At 40.3% G+C, this 18,957-nt stretch carries 15 protein-coding genes and 1 pseudogene; all 16 read left to right on the top strand.

Annotation, left to right across the window (positions count from 1 at the left end):
• Window positions 1-112: 112 nt before the first annotated feature.
• Window positions 113-1,003, top strand: a complete 891-nt coding sequence (gene sdaAA, locus HCJ55_RS00190) for an L-serine ammonia-lyase, iron-sulfur-dependent, subunit alpha (RefSeq protein ID WP_070759300.1) — start codon at window positions 113-115, stop codon at window positions 1,001-1,003.
• Window positions 996-3,044 (top strand): ATP-dependent DNA helicase RecG, encoded by a 2,049-nt coding sequence (recG, locus tag HCJ55_RS00185; protein ID WP_185516577.1) that lies wholly within the window; start codon window positions 996-998, stop codon window positions 3,042-3,044. Before sdaAA ends, recG begins: the two co-directional genes overlap by 8 nt.
• 179 nt (window positions 3,045-3,223) lie before the next feature.
• Window positions 3,224-3,793, top strand: coding sequence for a transcription factor FapR (fapR, locus tag HCJ55_RS00180; protein WP_185516575.1), 570 nt, complete (start codon window positions 3,224-3,226; stop codon window positions 3,791-3,793).
• 20 nt (window positions 3,794-3,813) lie between these two features.
• A complete protein-coding gene (plsX, locus tag HCJ55_RS00175) occupies window positions 3,814-4,827 on the top strand; it encodes a phosphate acyltransferase PlsX (protein ID WP_008948153.1) in 1,014 nt (337 codons plus the stop codon).
• Window positions 4,820-5,761, top strand: coding sequence for an ACP S-malonyltransferase (gene fabD, locus HCJ55_RS00170; RefSeq protein WP_008948152.1), 942 nt, complete (start codon window positions 4,820-4,822; stop codon window positions 5,759-5,761). The genes plsX and fabD overlap by 8 nt, the downstream gene beginning before the upstream one ends.
• A 3-nt stretch (window positions 5,762-5,764) precedes the next feature.
• Window positions 5,765-6,508 (top strand): 3-oxoacyl-[acyl-carrier-protein] reductase, encoded by a 744-nt coding sequence (fabG, locus tag HCJ55_RS00165; protein ID WP_008948151.1) that lies wholly within the window; start codon window positions 5,765-5,767, stop codon window positions 6,506-6,508.
• A gap of 106 nt (window positions 6,509-6,614) precedes the next feature.
• On the top strand, window positions 6,615-6,848 hold the full coding sequence (locus HCJ55_RS00160) for an acyl carrier protein (protein WP_003723866.1): 234 nt from the start codon (window positions 6,615-6,617) through the stop codon (window positions 6,846-6,848).
• 198 nt (window positions 6,849-7,046) lie between these two features.
• Entirely contained in the window at window positions 7,047-7,736 is a 690-nt protein-coding gene (rnc, locus tag HCJ55_RS00155) for a ribonuclease III (RefSeq protein ID WP_008948149.1), read from the top strand.
• A gap of 22 nt (window positions 7,737-7,758) precedes the next feature.
• Window positions 7,759-11,319 (top strand): chromosome segregation protein SMC, encoded by a 3,561-nt coding sequence (gene smc, locus HCJ55_RS00150; protein ID WP_185516573.1) that lies wholly within the window; start codon window positions 7,759-7,761, stop codon window positions 11,317-11,319.
• Between the two features lie 14 nt (window positions 11,320-11,333).
• Complete coding sequence (gene ftsY / locus HCJ55_RS00145; protein ID WP_185516571.1) at window positions 11,334-12,320, top strand: signal recognition particle-docking protein FtsY; 987 nt, start codon at window positions 11,334-11,336, stop codon at window positions 12,318-12,320.
• Window positions 12,321-12,432: 112 nt separating this feature from the next.
• Window positions 12,433-12,765, top strand: a complete 333-nt coding sequence (locus HCJ55_RS00140; protein WP_008948146.1) for a putative DNA-binding protein — start codon at window positions 12,433-12,435, stop codon at window positions 12,763-12,765.
• A 12-nt stretch (window positions 12,766-12,777) separates the two neighbouring features.
• Window positions 12,778-14,130: a signal recognition particle protein gene (gene ffh / locus HCJ55_RS00135; RefSeq protein ID WP_008948145.1), complete on the top strand. Its 1,353-nt coding sequence runs from the start codon at window positions 12,778-12,780 to the stop codon at window positions 14,128-14,130.
• A gap of 142 nt (window positions 14,131-14,272) precedes the next feature.
• Entirely contained in the window at window positions 14,273-15,172 is a 900-nt protein-coding gene (gene lipA / locus HCJ55_RS00130) for a tyrosine/lipid phosphatase LipA (RefSeq protein WP_185516569.1), read from the top strand.
• Between the two features lie 479 nt (window positions 15,173-15,651).
• Window positions 15,652-16,842: pseudogene (locus tag HCJ55_RS00125) on the top strand (Lmo1799 family Asp-Ala repeat surface protein); the annotation flags it as partial.
• A gap of 159 nt (window positions 16,843-17,001) precedes the next feature.
• Complete coding sequence (locus HCJ55_RS14000; RefSeq protein ID WP_376700416.1) at window positions 17,002-17,178, top strand: LPXTG cell wall anchor domain-containing protein; 177 nt, start codon at window positions 17,002-17,004, stop codon at window positions 17,176-17,178.
• A gap of 73 nt (window positions 17,179-17,251) precedes the next feature.
• Window positions 17,252-18,910, top strand: coding sequence for a glycoside hydrolase family protein (locus HCJ55_RS00120; protein WP_185516567.1), 1,659 nt, complete (start codon window positions 17,252-17,254; stop codon window positions 18,908-18,910).
• Window positions 18,911-18,957 lie beyond the last annotated feature (47 nt).

The following is an 18,957-nucleotide window of genomic DNA, read 5'->3' as shown; positions in this document are numbered from 1 at the left end:
TTTCGCTCGATTTGTGTAAAGCCAAATGTGCGTAAATAAAACGTGCATTTGGCTTTATTTTGAGTTATAAATCAGGTATGTTGGTAAAGAGTAAAGAAAGTGAGTGTGGATAATGTTTAGAACTGTAGCAGAATTAGTAGATATCGCTGAACGCGACAACCTAACTATTGCTGAAATTATGATTAAGCGTGAAATGAATATTTCTGGTTTACCGCGGGAGGAAATAACTGCTGCGATGGAACGGAATTTAGATATTATGGAAGAAGCCATTCGCGAAGGCGAGGCTGGCGTTACTTCTACAACCGGTTTAACAGGCGGAGATGCCGTCCTAATGCAAGACTATATCAAAAAAGGAAACTTCCTATCCGGCGAAGTTTTGCTCGATTCAGTAGCAAAAGCAATCGCGACAAATGAAGTCAATGCTTCGATGGGCGTGATTTGCGCAACACCAACTGCAGGAAGCGCGGGCGTTGTTCCTGGCGTACTTTTTTCTTTAAAAGATCGTCTGGAAATGACACGTGAGGATATGGTGAACTTTTTATTCACAGCTGGTGCCTTTGGGTATGTTGTTGCGAATAATGCTTTTATAAGCGGGGCAGCGGGTGGTTGTCAGGCGGAAATCGGATCAGCAAGTGCGATGGCTTCAGCAGCGATTGTAGCAGCAGCCGGTGGAACACCCGAACAATCCGCACATGCGATGGCAATGACGATGAAGAATATGCTTGGGCTTGTTTGTGATCCTGTAGCGGGACTTGTAGAAGTACCATGCGTCAAACGTAATGCACTTGGTTCTTCGCAAGCAATTATTTCAGCTGATATGGCGTTAGCGGGTATTAAGAGCCGCATCCCATGTGATGAAGTCATTGAAGCAATGCACCGCGTAGGCTTACAAATGCCAAGCTCATTACGAGAAACGGCAGAAGGAGGATTGGCGGCTACACCGACTGGACGTGCAATTCAGCGGAAGATTTTTGGACTGTCGCCAGAAGACAAGCGTGAGTGAACTTAAACGAATCCCGACAACCGAAATCAAAGGAATTGGTGAAGAAACAGCTAAAACGTTAAAAGAGCTAGGTTTATCAACCGTGCATGATTTACTTTGGAACTTTCCGTATCGTTATGAAGATTATCGATTGCGGGATTTATCCGAAGTAGCGCATGAGGAACGGATTACCATCCAAGGTGAAGTGCTCACAGAAGCAACTGTTGCCTTTTACGGCCGCAAAAAATCCAAGCTTTCTTTCCGTGTGTCAACAGAAGGTCAAGTCATCAAAATCGATTTTTTCAACCAGCCCTATTTAAAAAGTAAAATTAGCGTTGGCGAAACCGTGACGATTTCAGGTAAATGGGATAAGAGTCGCGCCCAAGTTACAGCTAGTAAAATTAAAATCGGCGCTGTCGAAAATGAAGAAGAACTAGAAGGCGTTTACCGTCTAAAAGGAACGCTACGCAATAAAACGATGCAAAAATACACTCGGCTCGCTTTTGATGCCTATAGCAGTGACATAGAAGAAGTGATTCCAGCTAATTTACTCGAGAAATATCAATTAATGGACCGTCTGGAAGCAGTGCGCATTCTCCATTTCCCCAAAAATAATGAGGAATTAAAACAAGCTAGGCGCCGAATGGTCTACGAAGAATTTCTATTGTTCCAATTGAAAATGCAGTTTTTCCGTAAAATTGAACGCGAAAAATCAGGCGGGATTTCGATTAATTATGATGTGGAAGATTTGCGCCATTATATCGAGTCGCTGCCATTCCCGCTGACCAAAGCACAAAAGCGCGTGGTTAATGAGATTTGCGGGGATATGTTATCGCATTTCCATATGAACCGTTTGCTACAAGGTGATGTTGGTTCAGGGAAAACAGTCGTAGCCTCGATTGCAATGTATGCCGCCGCCAAAAGTGGCTTCCAAAGTGCCTTAATGGTACCAACGGAAATTTTAGCCGAACAACACGCTAATTCACTAGTAGAGTTATTGCAGCCATTTGATATCACGGTTGGCTTACTTACTAGTAGCGTAAAAGGAAAGCAACGCAGAGAGCTACTCGCAATGCTTGAAAATGGCTCGATAGATGTTTTAATTGGTACGCATGCCTTAATTCAAGACGAAGTAATTTATCATCGTCTAGGTTTAGTTATTACCGATGAACAGCACCGATTTGGCGTAGCGCAGCGCCGGGTTCTTCGCGAAAAGGGCGAATATCCGGATGTATTGTTTATGACAGCTACTCCAATCCCTAGAACGCTTGCGATTACAGCGTTTGGCGAAATGGACGTATCGATTATCGATGAACTTCCTGCTGGTCGAAAAGAAATTGAAACCTACTGGGTCAAACATCAAATGCTTGATCGCGTCATCGGCTTTATGGAAAAAGAAATCGAGAAAGGCCATCAAGTTTACATTATTTGCCCGCTGATTGAAGAATCCGAAAAACTCGATGTGCAAAATGCGATAGACGTTTTCAATATTTTACAAAACAAATGGGGGACAAAATATACCCCAGGACTGATGCACGGTAAACTTCTACCCGCAGATAAAGAGCAAATCATGCGCGACTTTAATGATAAAAAAATCGATTGCCTTGTCTCAACAACGGTAGTCGAAGTTGGTGTAAACGTGCCGAATGCTACGATGATGGTCATTTACGATGCCGACCGTTTTGGTTTAGCGCAGTTGCACCAATTAAGAGGTCGGGTTGGACGTGGGGCTGATCAATCGTATTGTATTTTGATTGCTGACCCAAAAACCGAGGTTGGTAAAGAACGTATGATGATTATGTCAGAAACCAATGATGGCTTCGTTGTCAGCGAGCGCGACCTGGAACTACGCGGACCGGGGGATTTCTTCGGTCGAAAACAAAGTGGTGTTCCAGAATTTAAAGTAGCGGACATGGTTCACGATTACCGCGTACTCGAAATTGCTCGCCAAGATGCCGTTCATATGATCTTTGAAGAAAACATGCTAGAGAACCAAACCTACGAAAAATTAGTAGCACTTCTAGAAGAAGAAGGCGTCTTTACAGAACAAAAACTAGATTAAACCTATGTAACAATCTTTAAAAAACTTGCAACTTTGCTTGATTTTTAATAACATATTAAAGTACCAACAAAATACAGGGAAGTTCTGAATGTTATCCTACAGAGGTAACTTCCTTTTTTTACCTAGTGTTTAGTAGCTGGTATTAATACCTTTCACAAAAAAGAGATGAGGATACGTGCATGAAAAAATATTCTAAAAAGGATCGTCAAATGAAACTTCAAGTAGCTATTGAAGAAAATCCTTTCATAATAGATGAGCAGCTTGCAGAGAAATTTGGGGTCAGTGTGCAAACTATCCGTTTAGATAGAGTAGCACTTTCTATCCCCGAACTGAGAGAGCGAATCAAACATGTTGCGAGTGTCAATTATGCCGATGCAGTAAAAAGCCTTCCCATTGATGAAGTGATTGGTGAAATTATTGATATTCAACTTAGCAAGAGCGCTATTTCGATTTTTGATGTGCGAAGTGAGCATGTTTTTAAACGAAATAAAATCGCTCGTGGGCACCATTTGTTTGCCCAAGCTAATTCCTTAGCAACCGCAGTCATCCCAAATGAACTAGCTTTAACTACACAAGCAACTGTTCGCTTTGTTCGTTCTGTAAACGAAGGAGAACGCATCATCGCAAAAGCAAAAGTACGTCCGGCAACAGACAACAGAGCGATTACGATAGTAGATGTCAAAAGCTATGTTGGAGATGAAATAGTACTTAAAGGTAAGTTTGAAATGTATCACGCAACGCAAAAATGAAAATAAAGGACTGACGTATAATGAAAATTGCTGTAGATGCGATGGGTGGAGATCACGCACCAAAAGAAATTGTTTTAGGTGTGATGCAAGCTGTTGCCCAATATAAAGATATCGAAATTCTTCTTTTTGGAGACGAAACGAAAATCAATGAATATTTAACAGATAAAACACGCGTAAAAATCATACATACCGATGAAAAAATTGAGAGTGATGATGAACCAGTTCGCGCTGTAAAACGGAAGAAAAAAGCTTCTATGGTCCTTGCTGCCCAAGCGGTAAAAGACGGAGAAGCGGATGCATGTATCTCCGCGGGGAACACGGGAGCATTAATGTCTACTGGACTTTTCGTTATCGGCCGTATTAAAGGTATCGACCGTCCAGCGCTTGCTCCAACGCTACCAACCGTTACTGGGAAAGGCTTCGTGATGCTTGATTTAGGCGCAAACGCAGAAGCAAAACCAGAACATTTATTGCAATTTGGTTTAATGGGCTCAGTTTACGCGGAAAAAGTACGCAAAATCGATCGTCCGCGTGTGGCACTTTTAAATATCGGAACAGAAGAAACAAAAGGTAACGACTTAACGAAAAAAGCATTCGAGCTAATGAAAAATCAAGATGCTTATGAATTTATCGGCAACATTGAAGCACGTGATTTATTAATGGACGTAGCAGATGTCGTTGTTACAGACGGTTTTACTGGTAATATGGTGCTGAAATCCATCGAAGGAACAGGCGCTGCTTTCCTAAGTATGCTCAAAATGAGTTTACTAAACGGCTTTAAAAATAAAGTCGCAGCAAGCTTCCTGAAAAAAGATTTGATGGCACTAAAAGCCAAAATGGACTACAGCGAATACGGTGGCGCTTGTTTGTTCGGCGTTCAAGCTCCTGTCGTAAAAGCGCACGGTTCATCCAATGCAAATGGAATTTTCACCACTATCCGTCAAGTACGTGAAATGGTTGAAAAACAAGTAGTAGAAACAATTATCGCAGAAGTAGATAAAGTGAAAGTAGGAGGAACAGAAGCAAATGACTAAAATCGCATTCGTATTTCCCGGTCAAGGCGCACAAAAAATTGGCATGGGGCAAGATGTAGCAGCAGAATATCCTGCAGCAAAAAAAATCTATGATGATGCCGACGAAAGATTAGGTTTTTCAATCACAGATGTAATTACAGAAGGACCAATCGAACTATTAACAAAATCTGAAAATGCACAACCAGCGCTTGTTTCCACAAGTGTAGCGATTTTACGTGCATTAGAAACATACGGCGTCAAAGCGGATTACGTGGCAGGCCATAGCCTTGGTGAATATAGCGCTCTTGTAGCAGGTGGTTTTTTAGAAGCAAGTGATGCGATTTACCTTGTACGTAAACGCGGCGAATTAATGGAAGCAGCTGTACCAAATGGTGCCGGCGCAATGGCTGCCGTTCTCGGCGTAGACCGTGCGACATTAAAAACTATCACTGAAGAAGTAACTAGAGAAGGCGATGCAGTACAACTTGCTAACCTTAACTGCCCAGGACAAATCGTTATCTCAGGAACAACTGCTGGCGTTGAAAAAGCTGGCGAAAAAGCCAAAGCTAGTGGCGCAAAACGCGTATTACCACTTGCAGTTAGCGGACCTTTCCACTCTAGCTTAATGGAACCAGCCGCACTTGCTTTCCGTGATATTTTAGCAGAAGTAACCATTTCCGATGGTAACATTCCGGTTGTTAACAATGTTGATGCTAAGCAAACAACAGACAAAGCTGAAATTAGCGATAAACTAATCAAACAAATCTATTCCCCAGTATTATGGGAAGATATCGTCGAAGAACTAGTTAAAAACGGCGTAGATACATTTGTTGAAATTGGTTCTGGAAAAGTTTTAGCTGGTTTAATTAAAAAAATCAATCGTGATGTGACTGTACTGTCCGCAGGTGATGTGGAATCAGTGAAAAGCGTTGCGGCGACTTTGAAAGGAGAATAATCAATGACTTTACAAGGCAAAGTAGCAGTAGTAACAGGTGGCTCGCGCGGAATCGGTCGTGACATCGCCATCCATTTAGCCAAAGAAGGCGCGAATATTTTCTTTAATTACAATGGTAGCCCAGAAGCTGCAGAAGAAACAGCCAAACTGGTTGCCGAACATGGCGTGGAAGTAGAAGCGATGAAAGCAAATGTAGCCATTGCAGAAGATGTGGATGCGTTTTTCAAACAAGCAATTGAGCGTTTTGGTCGTGTCGACATTTTAGTAAATAATGCGGGAGTTACTCGTGATAATCTGTTAATGCGTATGAAAGAAGAAGAGTGGGACGATGTGATTAATATCAACCTAAAAGGAACTTTCCTATGTACTAAAGCAGTGACACGTACAATGATGAAACAACGCGCTGGTAAAATTATTAATATGGCATCTGTTGTTGGTTTAATTGGTAACGCTGGACAAGCGAACTATGTAGCAAGTAAAGCTGGTGTGATCGGTCTTACAAAAACAACTGCTCGTGAATTAGCTCCACGTGGAATTAATGTGAATGCTGTCGCTCCAGGTTTTATTACAACTGAAATGACCGACAAATTAGACGAGAAAACAAAAGAAGCGATGTTAGCACAAATTCCGCTTGGTGCTTATGGAACTACCGAAGATATTGCAAATGCAGTTCTTTTCTTAGCAAGTGATGCATCGAAGTATATTACTGGTCAAACGCTATCCGTTGATGGCGGAATGGTGATGTAAAATGGGTTAATGAATGCGAATTAACTTGGGTCGCATTACTTTAAATATTTTTGTTTACGTAGGAGAAATAATCCTATATAATACTTGGAGGGAGGTGAAGTGAAAAATGGCAGAAGTATTAGAAAAAGTTACAAAAATCATCGTAGACCGTTTAGGTGTCGAGGAATCCAAAGTAACTTTAGAAGCTTCCTTCAAAGAAGATCTAGGTGCTGATTCCCTAGATGTTGTTGAATTAGTAATGGAACTTGAAGACGAGTTCGGAGTTGAAATCTCTGATGGCGACGCTGAAAACATTAACACAGTTGGTGATGCAGTGAAGTACATAGAGGCAAACGCATAAAACTTTATGTGACCGGATAAATGAGGGTGCCCGTGTTACTTATCTTTGCTGTGGTAACTTCCGCACGCGAGATAAGTAGTACAGGTAGCCTCTTTTTCAAGGTCGTGGAAGATTTGTTGGTTCATTTTCTAAGCAGCTTTTTGCTCGTGGCTGTTTAGAAAATGAACTTGCTTATTAGTTATGAGAGGGGCAAGTGAGATGAATCAATGGGAAGAATTACAAGAAAGTGTTGGCTTTGATTTTAAAGATGTAGAACTATTAAAACAAGCATTTACACATTCCTCGTACGTGAATGAACACCGCCGGGAAAATGTGAAAGATAATGAACGCCTAGAATTTTTGGGGGATGCGGTACTTGAATTAACGGTATCAGACTATCTTTTTAATAAATATCCAGAAATGGCAGAAGGACACATGACAAAAATGCGCGCAGCAATTGTTTGTGAGCCTTCTTTAGTCGAGTTTGCAGAAGCAGTCCACTTTTCCAAGTATGTTCGACTTGGTAAAGGAGAAGAAAAAGCAGGCGGGAGAACTCGTCCAGCGCTTCTTGCAGATGTATTTGAATCGTTTATCGGTGCGCTTTATTTAGATAATGGCATCGATAAAGTCGTGACATTTTTAGAACGCGTGATTTTTCCGAAGATTGATGCAGGGGCATATCTACAAACAGTTGATTATAAAACGCAACTGCAAGAAATTGTTCAACGGGACCGCGATGTCTTGATCGAATATGATATCCTTGGTGAAACAGGACCAGCGCATAATAAAGCATTCGACGCCCAAGTAATTGTTAATGGACAAGTACTTGGAAAAGGTAGCGGCAGAACAAAAAAACAAGCAGAACAAAGTGCGGCACAATTTGCAATAAACCAACTAACACACAGATAAACAAAAATGGAGGTGTCCGGACATGTTATTAAAACGATTAGAAATGAATGGCTTTAAATCCTTTGCTGACAAAGTTGCGATAGATTTCGTGCCCGGCATGACTGCAGTTGTAGGACCAAATGGCAGCGGGAAAAGTAATATTACAGAAGCAATCCGCTGGGTACTTGGTGAGCAGTCCGCTAAATCGCTCCGTGGTGGCCGAATGGGCGACGTTATTTTTGCTGGAAGTGATACGCGTAAGCCAATTAATTTTGCAGAAGTATCGCTTATTCTCGAAAATGAAGACCATTTTTTACCACTTGATTATAGCGAAGTAGCTGTTACAAGGCGGATTTACCGTAATGGTGATAGTGAATTTTTAATTAATAAAGAGAATTGTCGACTGAAAGATATTGTCGATTTATTTATGGATTCTGGACTTGGACGGGAATCTTTTTCGATTATTTCGCAAGGGAAAATTGATGAAATCCTGAATAGTAAGCCAGAAGAACGTCGCTCAATTTTTGAAGAAGCAGCCGGCGTATTAAAATATAAGCATCGTAAAAAACAAGCAGAAAATAAATTATTTGAAACCGAAGAAAATTTAAACCGCGTTCAAGATATTTTGTATGAGTTAGAAGGGCAACTAGAGCCACTTGAAATGCAAGCTTCTATTGCCAAGGATTACTTATTCCAACAAGAAGAACTGGAAAAATACGAAGTGACTTTACTAGCGAGCGAAATCAGCTCTCTAACAACCAAACTAGCCGAAGTACGCAAAGAATTTGGCGAAAATCAAACTGTTTTAATTAAGTTGCGCGAAGAATTACATGCCGAAGAAGCGGTTATTTCACGTGAAAAACAAGCGCTGAATGAGACTGATATTGCGCTAGATAGTTTACAAGAACGCCTTTTAGTGGAAACAGAAAAACTCGAACAACTAGAAGGAGAACGTAATCTTCAATTAGAACGTAAAAAACATAGTAGCGAAAATGAACAAGTATACGCGGAAACTTTAGCAGCAATCACCGAAAAAATTACTGCTTTAGAAGAGCAAAAAGAAGTTCTAAGTAGTTCGAAACTCGAAAAAGAAACAGCACTCGAAATTGCCGTGAAAGCGAAAAAAGAGCTAGAAGCGACACTTGCCAAATACGATGATTTATCCGAAGAAGCAATCGAAAACCGGAAAAGTGATTATATTGATCTGCGCCACACGCAAACGACAATCAATAATGACTTAGGTTATATCGAACGCCAAATTGGCCAGATTACTAGCCGAATTGACAAATTAGATTTAGAAAATAGTCACCATGTCGATGATAGAAAAGATATGCTATCGCAAATCGAAACAACGAAAACACATTTAACAAAAATCCAGAGCGAGCTCACGGAACAAATGGAAATTTACCGTGAAGTGCAGCAAACATTGGCTAAACAAGAAGGCATTTTTGGAACACAAGAACGCGCGCTTTATAAACATTATGAAACAGTGCAACAAATGAAATCGCGAAAAGAAACCCTAGAAGAATTGGCGGATGATTATGCCGGATTTTTCCAAGGTGTTCGCGAAGTCTTAAAAGCGAAAAAAGAAATTCCAGGCATTCTCGGTGCGCTAGTTGAACTCGTTGAAATTCCAGCGAAATACCAACAAGCAATGGAAACAGCGCTTGGAGCCAGTGCGCAGAATGTTGTTGTAGAAGATGACCGAGTTGCTCGTGAAGCCATCAGTTTTTTGAAGAAAACGAAAAGCGGCCGCGCAACTTTCTTACCACTTTCGACCATTCAACCACGCGAATTACCAGCAGCAACGAAAAACGCTTTAAGCAATCAACCTGCTTTTATCGCGCTTGCTAGTGAAGTTATTTCATTTGACCAAAAAGTATCGCCAGTCATTTTAAATGCATTAGGTACAACGATTTTAGCGAAGGATTTAAAAGGGGCAAATACACTTGCTCGGTTAGTTAATTTCAGGTATCGCATTGTAACACTGGAAGGGGACGTGGTTAATGCCGGCGGTTCCATGACCGGTGGAGCTACAAAAGGTGGCAAATCATCCATCCTGACAAGAAAACATGAACTAGGTCAATTAGCAGAGAAAATCGCTGAACTAAACGAATCCACGCGTGAAATGGAATCCGCGGTTCAACTTGCTAAAGATAGCATGGCGAAAAAACGCGAAGAACTCGAAGAAACACGCGGCATCGGTGAAAATTTACGTTTACAAGAAAAAGAATTACTTGGAAAACTAGACCGAGAAACCGAGAATTTAGAGCGCTTTAACAAGCAATTGCAACTATACGATATTGAAAAAGCAGACGGTAGCGAAGAATTAAATAAACTACTGGAACGAAAAGAAACATTGCTACAAGAGCAAATCGAAATCGCGAAACAAATCGAAGTAACTGATGAAGAAATCAAAGCGATGACAAGCTCAAGTAAAGCATTAGAAAGCAAACGCGCGGCTGATTTAGAAAGTCTTTCTTCCTTAAAAGCGCAAATCGCCGCCAAACGGGAGCAACTTCAATCAGCCACAGAAGCAGTCGAACGTGTAACAACGACACTGCATGAAAATTATGAACAAAAAGAAGCAGCCGAACTAAAACTTGCTTCCTTAAAAACAAACCTAACAAGCGTTCATACAAGCGAAGAAACAGCCAGAAAATCCATCGAAGAATTGCGCAAGGATAAAGCGGAAACAAGCGGAAAACTAACACAAACAAGACAAGCTCGCGCAGAACTACAAGAAAAACTAGAACTATTGGAAGCTGAATTAACGCAAAAAAATAACCAAATTAGTTTTTACGTAGAGCAAAAAAATAATGCCGAAATCAGCATCGGTCGTTTAGAAGTAGACATTACGAACCGAATTGATCGTCTACAAGAAGCTTATTTACTAACTCCAGAGCAAGCCGAAGAAAAAATCTTGCCAGAAGTAGATACCGAGCAAGCACGTTCCAAAGTTCGCTTATTAAAACGTTCTATCGACGAACTAGGCATTGTTAATATTGGCGCTATCGAAGAATTCGACCGTATTCAAGAACGTTTTGACTTCCTAAACGGGCAACAAGCGGATCTACTTGCCGCAAAAGAAACCCTCTTTAAAGTCATGGACGAAATGGACGAAGAAATGAAAATTCGTTTCAGCGAAAGTTTTGAAGCCATTAAAACCGAATTTGCGATTGTTTTCCCAGAGCTATTTGGGGGCGGAAGCGCGGAACTGGTTCTACTTGATCCAGAAAATCTCTTAACAACCGGGATTGATATCGTCGTTCAACCTCCAGGTAAAAAACTGCAAAACTTATCGCTTCGTTCCGGCGGGGAGCGTGCCTTAACTGCGATTGCTTTACTATTCGCTATCATCCGCGTTCGTCCAGTGCCATTCTGTATTTTGGATGAAGTAGAGGCAGCCCTAGACGAAGCAAACGTTACACGATTCAGCCGTTACTTGAAGCAATTCGAGTCTGGCACCCAGTTTATCGTAATCACGCACCGTAAAGGAACTATGGAAGAAGCTGACGTGCTATACGGCGTCACCATGCAAGAGTCCGGCGTCTCCAAACTAGTATCGGTTCGCTTAGAAGAAACAGCCGAACTCATTAAATAAAAGGAGTAGACAAAATGACCTTTTTTAAAAAATTAAAAGATAAAATTACCCAGCAAACTGATTCCGTTTCTGGAAAATTTAAAGATGGCTTATCCAAAACACGTGGCAACTTTTCCGGGAAAATCAACGAAATGGTTGCTCGTTATCGTAAAGTAGATGAAGATTTCTTTGAAGAACTAGAAGAAATTCTTATCGGAGCAGACGTTGGCTTTGAAACAGTAATGGAGCTAGTTGATACACTGCGCCATGAAGTACAGCTTAGAAATATCAGTGATCCAAAAGATGTCCAAGAAGTGATTGTCGAAAAATTAGTCGAGATTTACCAAGGCGACGAAAAAGAAGATGAAGCGCTGCATATTGAAGAAGATGGACTTACTGTTATCTTATTTGTTGGCGTGAACGGGGTTGGTAAAACAACCTCCATCGGAAAAATGGCCCATCGCTTTAAACAAGAAGGAAAAAAAGTTATGTTAGCAGCCGGAGATACGTTCCGAGCTGGCGCGATTGATCAACTTGAAGTCTGGGGCGAGCGCACCGGCGTGGATGTCATTAAGCAAGCTGAGGGAAGTGACCCTGCCGCTGTTATGTTTGATGCCGTTCAAGCCGCAAAAGCACGCAAAGCAGACATTTTACTTTGCGACACAGCTGGCCGTTTACAAAATAAAGTCAATCTAATGAACGAACTAGAAAAAGTAAAACGTGTCATTACGCGCGAAATTCCAAATGCGCCGCACGAAGTTTTACTAGTACTTGACGCAACAACTGGTCAAAATGCCTTCGTTCAAGCGAAACAATTTAAAGAAACAACTGACGTAACAGGCATTATCTTAACAAAACTAGACGGAACTGCTAAAGGTGGTATTGTCATTGCCATCCGCAACGAACTGGATATTCCAGTAAAATTCGTGGGTCTTGGGGAACAAATGGACGACCTGCAAGCCTTTGATGCAAATGAATATGTGTATGGCTTATTTGCTGATATGGTTGATAACGAAAAATAATCAGAGAAAGCCGAATGATACTCGTCATTCTGGCTTTTTTCTCTTTTGTCTAACCTTCCTTGACATTCCCGCGATTTCCCCGTATCCTTTAAAAGGAGAGAGGTGAAACGCCTTGTTTGAGAAGACAAACCGGATGAATTTATTATTTGATTTTTACCAAGAATTATTAACAACAAAACAAAAAGCCTATGTTTCTTTTTATTACTTGGATGATTACTCACTTGGCGAAATTGCCGAAGAATTTGAAGTGAGCAGACAAGCCATTTATGATAATATTAAAAGGACCGAAGAAAGCCTAGAAAAATACGAAGAAAAGCTAGGGATGCTTAGAAAATATCAACAGCGAGAAAAACTCTTTAGTCAATTAGAAGCACAATTAACCAAGAAGAATTTTCTGGACGAGCAAGTGAAAGATACGCTCGAACAGCTTAAAAATATCGATTAGGAGGCCAGAATCATGGCATTTGAAGGACTAGCTGGAAGACTCCAAGAAACAATGAACAAAATTCGCGGCAAAGGGAAAGTAAACGAAGCTGACGTAAAAGAAATGATGCGTGAAGTTCGCCTTGCTCTATTAGAAGCCGATGTTAACTTTAAAGTCGTTAAACAATTTATTAAAACAGTAAGCGAACGTGCTGTCGGCGCGGACGTTATGAAAAGCTTAACACCCGGCCAACAAGTCATCAAAATCGTTCAAGAAGAATTAACAAGCCTAATGGGCGGCGAAGAAAGCAAAATCGGAACAGCAGACCGTCCGCCAACCGTTATCATGATGGTAGGTTTACAAGGGGCTGGTAAAACAACCACTTCCGGAAAACTTGCTAATTTATTACGCAAAAAATATAACCGTAAACCTTTACTAGTTGCAGCGGATATTTATCGTCCAGCCGCAATAAAACAATTAGAAACGCTTGGCAAGCAACTAGATATGCCGGTATTTTCGCTAGGTGATCAAGTAAGCCCAGTAGAAATTGCCAAACAAGCAATCGAAAAAGCCAAAGAAGAACATTTAGATTATGTCATTATCGATACAGCCGGCCGTTTGCACATCGATGAAACGTTAATGGACGAGCTAAAACAAGTCAAAGAAATCGCCAAACCAACCGAAATTTTGCTTGTAGTCGATTCGATGACCGGGCAAGACGCAGTCAACGTGGCGCAAAGCTTCAACGAACAATTAGAAATTACTGGAGTCGTATTAACGAAACTAGATGGCGATACACGTGGTGGGGCCGCACTTTCGATTCGTTCTGTCACTGGAAAACCAATTAAATTTATCGCAACCGGTGAAAAAATGGAAGCTCTCGAAACCTTCCACCCGGACCGCATGGCTTCTAGAATTCTCGGCATGGGCGACGTGCTTTCACTTATTGAAAAAGCACAAACCGATGTAGACACAGAAAAAATGAAAGCCATGGAACAAAAAATGAAAGACAATAGCATGACGCTAGATGACTTTTTGGACCAACTACAACAAGTAAAACAAATGGGACCACTAGATGAGCTACTGAAAATGATGCCCGGGGCAAACAAAATGAAAGGCCTCGACAACATGAATGTAGATGATAAACAACTTGGTCACATTGAAGCGATTATCAAATCAATGACTAAAAACGAAAAAGACAATCCCGATATCATCAATGCTAGCAGAAGAAAACGGATTGCTCGTGGTAGCGGACGTCCAGTTCAAGAAATCAATCGCCTTCTAAAACAATTTGCTGAAATGAAAAAAATGATGAAGCAAATGACTGGTGGAGGAAAAGGCAAAAAAGGAAAAAATCCATTCGGCAATTTCAAAATGCCATTTTAATTCAAAAAAGCCAAAACCCATTCCAGGTTTTGGCTTTTTTTATACCTTAACACCCTAAAAATCATTTCTTTACAAACCCTTCATTCAACCAATAAATTGCATTGCTATAATGACAATTAAGCTTACAAAAGGAGGAGAAAGAATGAAAAATTGGGTAAAAGTAACAGGAGCAGGGGTATTAAGCGCAACATTATTACTAGGGGGATGCGGGGCGCAGTCAGATGAAAAAGCAGAAGCAAATGTGAAAACCGAAAAAACAACCTTAAAACCAGGTAGTCAAATCAAATTAGAAGGCGCCGTGAATGTCCGTGACTTAGGTGGTTATAAAACAACTGATGGGCTAACCATTAAACCCCATAAACTCATTCGAAGTGCCGAACTCGCTAATTTAAGTGATTCCGATAAAAAGAAACTCGTAAATACATACGATCTTTCACAAATAGTTGATTTTCGAACGAATTCAGAAGTAACGGCCAAACCAGATCCAAAACTCACAGACGTTACTTACACACACGATTCTGTCATGAAAGATAACGGTGCATCCACAAGCGCGCAAGATTTAACTGCAAGCCTAGCCAAAATGGATAATCCAGAAACCTTTCTCATCAATGCCAATAAAAGTTTTATTACCGATGAAACATCCATCCAAGCCTATAAAGAATTTTTCGATATACTATTAGCAAACCAAGATGGCTCCGTTCTGTGGCACTGTACAGCTGGAAAAGACCGGGCTGGCTTTGGTACGGCTTTAGTTCTCTCAGCACTAGGTGTGGACAAAAATACCGTCATTGACGATTATATGTTATCCAATAAATATCGTGCCGCGGACAATAAAAAAGCAATTGAAGCCGTTGCAGCAAAAACCGATAATAAAAAAGTCATTGCCGGAATGACTGCAGTAATGGAAGTGCGTGAATCTTATATCAATGCTGCCTTCGATGAAATTGATACTAAATATGGCTCGATGGATAACTTCTTAAAAGAAAAACTCGGACTGACAGATGATAAAAAAGAACAACTGAAAAAAGCATATCTTTATTAAAAAAATGAAGCCCTTGAAAAAGGGCTATTTTTTTTGCGTACAAATAGGAATAGAAGTGAAGAACCATTTTAAAAAGATTTGTATACAATTGAACGACAATTCATGTAATGTGAACTATTATAGGTCTTAATACCTTGTTACGAACAGTGCTAAAGTTTAAATATAAGCTATAAATACGCATATTTGTGTAACTTTTAGACTAATGGGTTTGAATTGAAGTATTTTTCGGTTCTAGTACTTTTTACTTTAATTTTTAAAAATATACTATATAGTAAAGTTATCTAACGGGTTATAACAACTGGTGGTAGGTTCGAAAAGAAAGGAGGGCATTTTGAGGAGATGATTTGAATCTGATATTGGATAAAGGTTCTGGGGATACTTAATAGTTAGCTTATTAATAAAACATAATTAAATACCTTTATTCTGTTTTCAGTTATTTTTCAAAATCAAGAACGATTGATTTTTAAGGGGGAAAAATGATGAAAAAACAGCGTGTAGATTACAGACGGAGATTAGACCAAAAGCGAGCGCAAAAAGCAAAGTTAATTGCAGCTCTTATTACGACAACGACAATGATGGTAGCGCCTGTCACTGTGAATTATGATTCTTTTAATCACAAATTTGCCCTGAGTGGTATTCAAGCAGATGCAGCAACAATTGATTTGTTAGGTAACTCTAATTTGAATACACAGTATTCGAATGGGAAATTAGTGATTACTCTTTCTGGGAATCAATTAGTTAGTGCAAGTGCGGTATCTACGTACTATCCATATTTTGAATTACCGAGTGAACTTTCTTCTATTTTGAGTAATCCAAATATAAGAGCAAATACAAAAATTGATTACAAAATTGCTTATCTAGGAATTGGAAATATCGGGTTATTTAACCAAGGAACTATTAATGGTAGTAATTCTACTAATTTCTTTATTGATCCTAGCAGAAATGCGATTGGCGCCAAAGTAAATCATTTACTTGGTGTTGGGGTTAGTAGTGTATCTACTTTTACTTTGACGATTGATTTATTAGCTCTTGGTGTTTCGGCACTTCCTAGTGCAAATGATGGGAAATTGGATTTCGCTGCTAGAACTGGCGATGGACTTTTGGATATTGATTTGTTGAATAGTAATGCGGCTCGTGGGTTTATTACTACGGATGTTGGGGATGCGGATGCTGACGCCGATGCGGATGCCGATGCCGACGCCGACGCCGATGCCGACGCTGATGCTGACGCCGACGCTGATGCTGATGCCGATGCGGACGCCGACGTAGACATTGACTGGAGAGATTTCCTAGTTGAAAAACCAACTGTAAATCCAATATACGAAGGAACTAAAACCATTTCAGGTACTTCCATTTATAAAAACATGAACATCAATGCCCTTCTTAAATCATTGCAATCTGATGCTCCAGCTGGAACAGTTTTCTATATTAACTTGACTCTTCCAGACGGTACTGTAATTGGAAATGTGTTAATCCATGCAGATGGAACCTATACAATCAATATCCCTAATTATAATTTGAAAGCTGGAGATGTAATTCATCTTCAAGTAACAGCTAAATACGGAGATGAAGTAAAAACAAGTGATGACGTATCCGTAACAGTTCTACCTTTAGTAGACTCAGATGCTGATGCTGATGCTGATGCGGATGCGGATGCGGATGCGGATGCTGATGCGGATGCCGATGCGGATGCCGACGCGGATGCGGATGCCGACGCTGATGCGGATGCGGATGCCGATGCCGATGCTGACGGAGGAACAAATCCTTCCACCAATGGAGGCGGAACTACTGGGACTTCTAACGGGGGAACTAGCGTAACCGTTTCGAGTATGAATTCGACCGGTTCAGGAACAATGCTTTCCTCTGGCTATAGTGCTGATGGAACAACTTCCATCTCAGCAAGCGATCTCCCATCAACTGGAGATACGAATAGTAGTCTTCCTTGGGTTGGGCTTGGACTCTTCTCACTAGCCGGTGCGTTTTTACTACGTCTTTTCCGTAAATAGAGCCACAAAACATCTATTCCCTGCTGCTAAGTAAATTTTAGCGGCAGGGAAATTATAAAAAGGAGTGGTACATATGCCTTGGAGAGGTGTATTAGATGAACTTGAAAATAAAATTATCGATCAATTAACAGAAGCCGAAGAGCACGCCACTTACAACGGAAAATGGCATGGTTTTCTAACAATCGGTTATAAAGATAAACGAGCTACAGTCATAAACTTTAGCTATCTTTGCCTAGCAAATTTAATCAATGAAATGAAAAAAAGTGCACTGAAAAATCAAACCGAAGAAGCAATTTCCTTTAAAATTGATGTTGCAGTGAATTACCAACTGGAAAATTTAGGCGAATGGAATAAAAAAGCATTAAAAACAAAGAAAAATTATTATAGACGAGGCATTGCCTTAAATGAAAATTTTAAAATGGCTTTAATGGAACAGGAAATTAATGCGAATGCTATCCTTTTACCAGCAGATGAAGGGTTGGCTATCAACGTTGAAAATATGAATAGATATTTAATTCAAACAGGTAAGAACCAAGCTCAATTAAACTTAACCGTGGATTCCACTATTGTTACTTTCAATACAGTAGGATGGTTTTTCGACGGTAAGAAAATTCATGAGTTAGAAACAAGCGAATTGGAACACGGTCGCAGAAATACGGAACAATTAACCCCAGATGCAGTTTTTGAACTAGTTAGAAACGCTGGGAATTATTTAGCGAGCCAAGTAAATCAAACGGGCGAATTCAACTACGGCTGGTTTGCCTGTTTTGATAAAAAAATTAAACACTATAATAGTTTGCGCCACGCAAGTACGACTTATTCGATGTTAGAAGCATACGAATTAACGGGGGACCAAGCTATTTTAGAAGCAGCAACGAACGCTTTAACTTATCTGGAACAAAACTTTATTTATGAAAAAGACGATTTAGCCTTTCTTATTGAACCAGAGTTGCGTGAAGTTAAATTAGGTGGTTCAGCGGCAACATTGCTTGCTTTAACCAAATACATGAAAATCACTGGAACTAAAACCTATTTGCCATTATCTCGGAAAATTGCGAATGCGATTCTTTCCTTGCAAGAAGATGATGGGAAGTTTACGCATGTTTTAGAATATCCTTCCTTAGAAGTAAAGGATGTTTTCCGGATTATTTACTACGACGGCGAGGCGGTATTTGGCTTGCTTCGCTTATATGAAATTGACCACGATTCCAAATGGTTAGACGCAGCAGCAAAATCCTTTGACCATTTTATTCGCGATAACTACTGGCAAAATCATGATCACTGGTTGAGTTACTGCGCCAATGAAATTACGAAATATATTCCAGATGAGGCATACTACGAATTCGGACTGAAAAATGCTTTCGACAACCTGCCATTTATTTACGAGCGCGAAACCACTTTTCCAACCTTTTTAGAGCTGACGGTCGCTACAAAAGAGATGTCACTACGGATGGAAGGAGAAGGGCTAGGAGCATTACTTCGAGATTACCCGCTAGATGAGCTGGAAAAAACAATTATCAAACGCGCGCTTTACCAATTAAATGGCTATTTTTATCCAGAGCTTGCGATGTACTATAAAAATCCAGCGCGAATAGACGGCAGTTTCTTCATTCGCCACCAGTCTTTCCGCGTCAGAATTGATGATGTAGAGCATAATATTTCCGGATATGTGCGCTATTATCACCTTCTAAAACAAGGAAAACTAAGCAATGAAGCCGAAACCGTAAAATAAAAAGAAAAAAATATCCTCTGTAAAGAAAAAACACTTTACAAACAAAT

This window comes from Listeria marthii, assembly GCF_014227425.1.
Lineage (GTDB): Bacteria > Bacillota > Bacilli > Lactobacillales > Listeriaceae > Listeria > Listeria marthii.
The sequence above is the reverse complement of the archived record's forward strand: the minus strand, read 5'-3'. Positions and strand labels throughout refer to the sequence as shown.

Coding starts and splice junctions, on each gene's coding strand:
- sdaAA (WP_070759300.1), top strand. CDS start 113: ATGTTTAGAACTGTAGCAGAATTAGTAGATATCGCTGAACGCGACAAC.
- fapR (WP_185516575.1), top strand. CDS start 3,224: ATGAAAAAATATTCTAAAAAGGATCGTCAAATGAAACTTCAAGTAGCT.
- plsX (WP_008948153.1), top strand. CDS start 3,814: ATGAAAATTGCTGTAGATGCGATGGGTGGAGATCACGCACCAAAAGAA.
- fabD (WP_008948152.1), top strand. CDS start 4,820: ATGACTAAAATCGCATTCGTATTTCCCGGTCAAGGCGCACAAAAAATT.
- fabG (WP_008948151.1), top strand. CDS start 5,765: ATGACTTTACAAGGCAAAGTAGCAGTAGTAACAGGTGGCTCGCGCGGA.
- HCJ55_RS00160 (WP_003723866.1), top strand. CDS start 6,615: ATGGCAGAAGTATTAGAAAAAGTTACAAAAATCATCGTAGACCGTTTA.
- rnc (WP_008948149.1), top strand. CDS start 7,047: ATGAATCAATGGGAAGAATTACAAGAAAGTGTTGGCTTTGATTTTAAA.
- smc (WP_185516573.1), top strand. CDS start 7,759: ATGTTATTAAAACGATTAGAAATGAATGGCTTTAAATCCTTTGCTGAC.
- ftsY (WP_185516571.1), top strand. CDS start 11,334: ATGACCTTTTTTAAAAAATTAAAAGATAAAATTACCCAGCAAACTGAT.
- ffh (WP_008948145.1), top strand. CDS start 12,778: ATGGCATTTGAAGGACTAGCTGGAAGACTCCAAGAAACAATGAACAAA.
- lipA (WP_185516569.1), top strand. CDS start 14,273: ATGAAAAATTGGGTAAAAGTAACAGGAGCAGGGGTATTAAGCGCAACA.
- HCJ55_RS14000 (WP_376700416.1), top strand. CDS start 17,002: ATGAATTCGACCGGTTCAGGAACAATGCTTTCCTCTGGCTATAGTGCT.
- HCJ55_RS00120 (WP_185516567.1), top strand. CDS start 17,252: ATGCCTTGGAGAGGTGTATTAGATGAACTTGAAAATAAAATTATCGAT.